Here is a 5,838-nt window from a genome sequence, read left to right as displayed (position 1 = left end):
TTTTTAAAATAATTACCGTACTTGCAGCCCTTGAAGTAGGCATTAATCCTAATAAGACCGTTTTTTGCGATGGTAGCTCTGCTTTTGGTACTAATAGCTTTAGATGTTGGAATCATAGCGGACACGGAACGTTAGATATGATGTCTGCTTTAAAGCATTCTTGTAATATTTATATGTATGAATTAGCAAGAATAGTAGGTCCGGATAAAATTCTTGAAGTTGCAAGAGAATTTGGCCTCGGCTCAAAAACCGGTATTGATTTAGCTCCTGAAAGTAGCGGGTTTGTACCGTCAAAAGAGTGGAAAAAGAAAAAATTAAAGCTTCCTTGGTCAATAGGAGATAGTTTTAATTTAGCAATCGGACAGGGGTTTCTAGGGGTAACGCCGATGCAGCTTGCAAGGTTTATTACGGCTATTGCAAGTAACGGTAAACTGTATACGCCTAGAATATTAAAAAATGATCCGGAATTTTATAATGTCAATATTAAGCCCGAAAATATCACAATAATCCAAGAAAGTTTGTATAATACCGTTAATGTTGCGGGAGGTACGGCGTATTATAATAGAATTTTAGGCAAAAATAGGCAGTTCGCTGGTAAAACCGGTACTTCGCAGGTGCAAGGCAAACTAAATGCTAAAGATGATTTAAGCCGTAAATCTATTGCTTGGGAGAGGCGTAATCATGCCTTGTTCTTAGGCTTCGCTCCTTATCGCAATCCTAGTTATTCCGTTACCGTCTTTATTGATCATGGTGGAGGTGGTAATAAAGCCGCCGCCCCTGTAGCTCGTAAAATTATGTCGGACGTGTTAGATAAGTATTTATAGCTTTTTTCAGTTTGTAGTTTGTGCTATTATGTGTAGTAATGTGTTATTAATTAAAGATAGGTCACAAGATGGCAAGACTGAATTTAACTATTCCGGACGAACTAAATAATAGTTTAGCATAGTCAGCAAAAAACTTAGACAGATCAAAAGGGTATATAGTACGTAAAGCAATTGAATATTATCTACAGGAAATACAAGAAGATTCAGAAGATGCTAAAATTGCTTTGCAAAGAATTAATGCCCCTGATTTTAAAACTTACACTACTGACGAAGTCAGGGAATGGTTAAAAAAGAAAAATGTTTAAAGTTATATGAGAAAATAAGGCACGTGCAGAATTAGCTGAATTATGTGGTATCCAGAAAATAAAATACTAATAATATTAGTATTTTTAACTAGACCCCGTGATCAAGGAACTAGGTGACAATGGCAAAACTGATCCACGCGGGTAATGCTAGCTTTATATAATTATATCTTAACTCATATCAAAAAATACTTTATTTTAGTTAGTAGTTTGTGTTATTAATAACTAGGCTTTGCGTGCGGAAAATTAAATTAATCTATTTTTTGTTGTAAATTATAAGATTTTTTTGAAATAGGAATAACTAAAATCTTATTAATTTTCTTTTATAAAACCTAGGAATTATTATAGAGGTATATATATGTCTAAGAAAAAGCAGGACGATCAAATAATAAAAGAATTAGAAGAAAGACTAGCAAAACTTAAAGGCACTCCTCCATCACTTGAAGAATTAGAAGAAAGGTTTGCAAAGCTCCAAGATAGACCTTATATCCCCACAAAAAAATCTGGTAATGAAGTAGACGATCTAATTGAGCAGCTGCAATCTGAGCTTAGACTAGAACAAAAAAGTAAAAGCCTTAATGATCAAAAAGACCAAGCAATACGTGATAGGCTAGATAAATTAAGAGAAGACAGCCCTATAACGCAAAAAAAGACACCTATAGATCTTTCTTTTAATGATACTAAATCAATAATTACCGATACTATAGATGCTCAGGCAGATATAGCTAGTTCATATGCTAATCGCTCTACCGAGTTAGAGGAGAAAAAAGCATTACTCCATTTAGCTAATAATCTAACTGAAGCGAGAGATATTATTAGGGATATACCCCCTATATCTAAAGAATATGCGCCTAAACTATTAGATGTTATTGCTAGTGGGTTAGGTAAAATTTATGAAGGAATAAAGAAAATAGCTTCGCCTGCAGTTAATATTATAAAAGAAATAGGTAGTAGTCTTGTTAATTCGATTAAATCACTTCCTCACAAATCTTCCAAGCAACAAATAAAATTAAAGAAGTTATATAGAACATATGTTGATTTGAAAGGAATAAAGCCAGAGATAAAAGAAGAGTTTCTTAAAAAACATTATGAGCGAATTGATCAGCTACAAACTCCTAAGGAAATATTTGTAGAAACTGCCAAAATTACTAAATCTATAAGGATAGCCGGAAAACAAAAGATAAATAATCTTAAACAACAACAAATTATTAATAGAATGAAGCAGCAAAGTCCTACTGCTTTTATAAATAATAATTCATTTACACCGTCTAATACTCCTACTAATAAAGCAAGGTCTTCCAAGAGCAACCAAAGGTAAATGCTATCTCATTCCTGAAAGCAGGCATCTAGAAAAATAACCCTTAGTATTGGACAAAATTACACCTTTAACAAAATAAGCATATAAAAAATTTTTTATATGTTTTACTGGATTCCCGCTTTCGCGGGAATGACATAAAGAGCATTTACTGATCCACGCAACAATGCCACGCGGGGATGACATACTGAATGTTCGTGTAAGGACCAAGGTATTTAAAGATTATTCTACTCCTTTCATTCCGCTTGTCTTAGCTTTATCAAACGAAGTATCTTTAATTGCTGCTTCGGTAAAATCGGCATTTGTTAGGTCGGAGTTATTAAAGCCCGCCTGATCAATTTTAGCTGATTTAAATATACTATCTGTTAATATTGAGTTTGAAAAATCGGTTTTAGTAAGTATTGCTGCAGAAAAATTAGCCTCTTTTAAAATAGAATTTTTTATTATCGTATTTGTTAGGTTAGCATTTTTAAAGATACTATTTGAAAAATCTACTCTATCAAATATTAAGTTGCTCAAGTCACAATTTGTTAAATTCATATTTGCTAAGTGAGTTATTTTTTGCAAATCTTTTACCAAATTTATTATTATATTATTTGGTGGAATTTTGCTCGAATTATCACTATTTAAAATAATATTATTAGAAACATTAGTATTAATAAAACCGGAATACGCTTGGTAGTTAATATTATTTATTTGCGAATTAGAAAGGACGGAGTTAATAACCGCAGTATTTGTTAGATTGGAATTTATTAGAGCTACTTGGTTTAAATTGCCTAAAGTAATTTTAACATCTGAAAAATTTACGTTTTGTATTAAAGATTTAGAAAAATTTATATTATTAAATTGTCCGTTAGTTATATTTGAGTTTATTATTTCACTGCTGTTTAAGTCAGTATTAATTACTATAAATTGTTCAAAATCATTATTGCTAAAAATATTATTAGTATAGCTAATATTATCTAAAGTAATATTTGAGCCTTTAGTTTTATTAATCCTTACAAAATTAGCATTACTATTTTTTATTGATAAATTATTAAATTTATTATCGTTTAGACTCATATTATTTAATATAGCATTATCGATTTTAAAATGATTTAAAACTGAACTACTAATTGTACTATTTTGTAAATCATATTTAGTAAGGCTAATATTTTGTAATGTTGAATCTTGAAAGGAAGCGTATGAAAAGAAAGAGTTATTACTTTGTACGTTATTAAAATTTACTTCATTAAAAATACTGTGTGTGAAGTTAGAATCCTTAATTATTACTGCTATTAATTTAGTTTGACTTAGGTCACTAGATTCAAAATAATTATTAGTAAAATTGGTATTATTTATTACACTTTTTTCTAAATCCGTACCGTAAAATATTGAATTTGTTATATTAGTATTTTTAAAGCTATTATTCTTTAGGTGAGCTTTTTGAAAATTAACACCGTCGATAGTATTATTGCTCCATAATACATGACTAAATTTAGACTTTTCAAAGTTGACATTTATTATAGTAGTTTTATTAAAAGCAGTATCGCTAAAATTTGATTGAACAAAATTTGTATTTTGTAATGTTATATTGTGAAAAATTGACCCTTGAAAGTCGGAATTATATCCGGAAATATTTTTTATTACCGAATCTGCAAAATTACTTTCTTGAATTATAGCATTTGTAAGTATTGCTTTTTCTAAATTGCTACCTGCAAAATCAGCACGTAATATTTCGCAGGAAGTCAAATCTATTCCTGATAAATCTTCATTTATTAGCTGTACTCCTATTAATTTTACTCCTTTTAAATTTGAACCGAACTTCTCTTTAAGGTTCACTTTAAGGTTTTTAGAATTTTGCGATATTATATAATTCCGAATTACCGTGCTTTGGCTATCCGTAAGTAATCCGTTCGCATCACGAGTAGATTCGGAGCAGCTGCTTAATAACAAATAAATCGTAATTATTGATATGACTTTAAGCATTTGCTTCCTCATATTCTTCTTCGTTTATTCTATTTGTAGGAGGTATATGTAAGCTTAATAATTTTAATTTACGATGCAAAGCTGATCTTTCCATACCGACAAATGAGGATGTTTTTGAAATATTATTATTAAAACGACTCATTTGTGCCGATAGATATTGACGCTCAAAAACTTCTCTAGCTTCTCTAAGCGGCATAGATAACATATCAAAGCTATCTTCAAGTTTTGTAAGATTAGCACTATTTGCTAATATTTCAGAAGGTATCATATAAGGTGTGATAATTTCATTATTACCTGTAGTTAACGGATTCATAATTAAAGTCCATTCAACAACGTTACGTAATTGTCTAATATTGCCCGGCCATTCATAGGATTGAAGAGCGGCGATAGTTTCATCGGCAAAGCTACGTTCTTTTAAACCTGAAAATTTTGAAAGTTGCTTAACAAAATACTTAACGAGTAGCGGTATATCTTCTTTTCTTTCATATAATGAAGGTACTTTTAGAGAGGATACATTAAGGCGATAATATAGATCTTCTAGGAATTTGCCGTTATTAACTTCATCTTGGATATTTTTAGAAGTACCGGTGATAATTTTTATATCAATTTTAATATTTTTTCCGCAAGGTTTTGTAATAGTTTGATCTTTAAGGAATTTTAATAATTTTACTTGGATAGGAATAGGAATATTACTGACCTCATCTATATATAAAGTACCGTTATTGGCAAATTCTAAGATAGTAGGGCGTTTATTATTATTTGTCTGCTTTTCCAATTCGCCGAATAATTCTTGATTGATTTTTTCCGTAGTCATACAGGTAGGGCTGAAAATAATGAACGGATTATTAACCCTTTTAGATTGTCTATGAATTAATCTTGCTGCAAGTTCTTTACCGCTACCGACTTTACCGTGAATCATTATACGACTGCTAGAGCTAGCTGCCTTTTCTATTGCCATTTTATATTTTAAAGTTACCGAACATCCGCCTACTAATTCAGTTTTATCTATAACCTTTGATTTTAAATCTATATTTTCGCGTTTTAACTTTGTTACTTCACAAGCTCTTGTAAGTAAAATAACTAATTTATCATTATTAAACGGTTTTTCTATATAATCGTAAGCACCCATTTTTATAGCATTTACTGCTGTTTCTATAGTACCGTGACCGCTAATAATTATTACCGGCATTAAAGGATAGCGTTTTTTAATTATCTCTAAAATCCCAAGCCCGTCAATTTCGCTTCCTTGAAGCCAAATATCAAGTATAACTGCAGAGACCGGTTTTTCGGAAAGTATTTTAAGGGCTTGAGTACTATTAGCGGCAACCTTAGGGTTAAAACCTTCATCTTTCAAATTTGCAGCAATGAGATTTCGTATACTCTCTTCATCGTCTACTATTAAAACATCTAGTTGTGACATTACAATTTA

The 5,838-nt window shown here is 30.7% G+C and carries 4 protein-coding genes; 2 read left to right on the top strand and 2 right to left on the bottom strand.

Annotated elements, in window-relative coordinates:
* Both O6R16_RS07300 and O6R16_RS07295 read left to right on the top strand, forming a co-directional pair.
* Positions 1–824: penicillin-binding transpeptidase domain-containing protein (locus O6R16_RS07300; protein ID WP_499680622.1), on the top strand; the 824-nt coding region annotated here is incomplete at its 5' end.
* 660 nt (positions 825–1,484) lie between these two features.
* The gene (locus O6R16_RS07295; protein ID WP_499680621.1) at positions 1,485–2,444 is read left to right on the top strand and encodes a hypothetical protein; all 960 of its coding nucleotides are present in this window, start codon (positions 1,485–1,487) and stop codon (positions 2,442–2,444) included.
* 219 nt (positions 2,445–2,663) lie between these two features.
* On the opposite strand, the gene O6R16_RS07290 is transcribed toward O6R16_RS07295, so the two are convergent.
* Both O6R16_RS07290 and O6R16_RS07285 read right to left on the bottom strand, forming a co-directional pair.
* Entirely contained in the window at positions 2,664–4,409 is a 1,746-nt protein-coding gene (locus O6R16_RS07290; protein WP_499680620.1) for a pentapeptide repeat-containing protein, read from the bottom strand.
* The gene (locus O6R16_RS07285; protein WP_499680619.1) at positions 4,402–5,829 is read right to left on the bottom strand and encodes a sigma-54-dependent transcriptional regulator; all 1,428 of its coding nucleotides are present in this window, start codon (positions 5,827–5,829) and stop codon (positions 4,402–4,404) included. The genes O6R16_RS07290 and O6R16_RS07285 overlap by 8 nt, the downstream gene beginning before the upstream one ends.
* Positions 5,830–5,838: the final 9 nt, after the last annotated feature.

This window comes from Candidatus Rickettsia tasmaniensis (assembly GCF_036857515.1).
Classification (GTDB): domain Bacteria; phylum Pseudomonadota; class Alphaproteobacteria; order Rickettsiales; family Rickettsiaceae; genus Rickettsia; species Rickettsia rickettsii.
The sequence above is the reverse complement of the archived record's forward strand: the minus strand, read 5'-3'. Positions and strand labels throughout refer to the sequence as shown.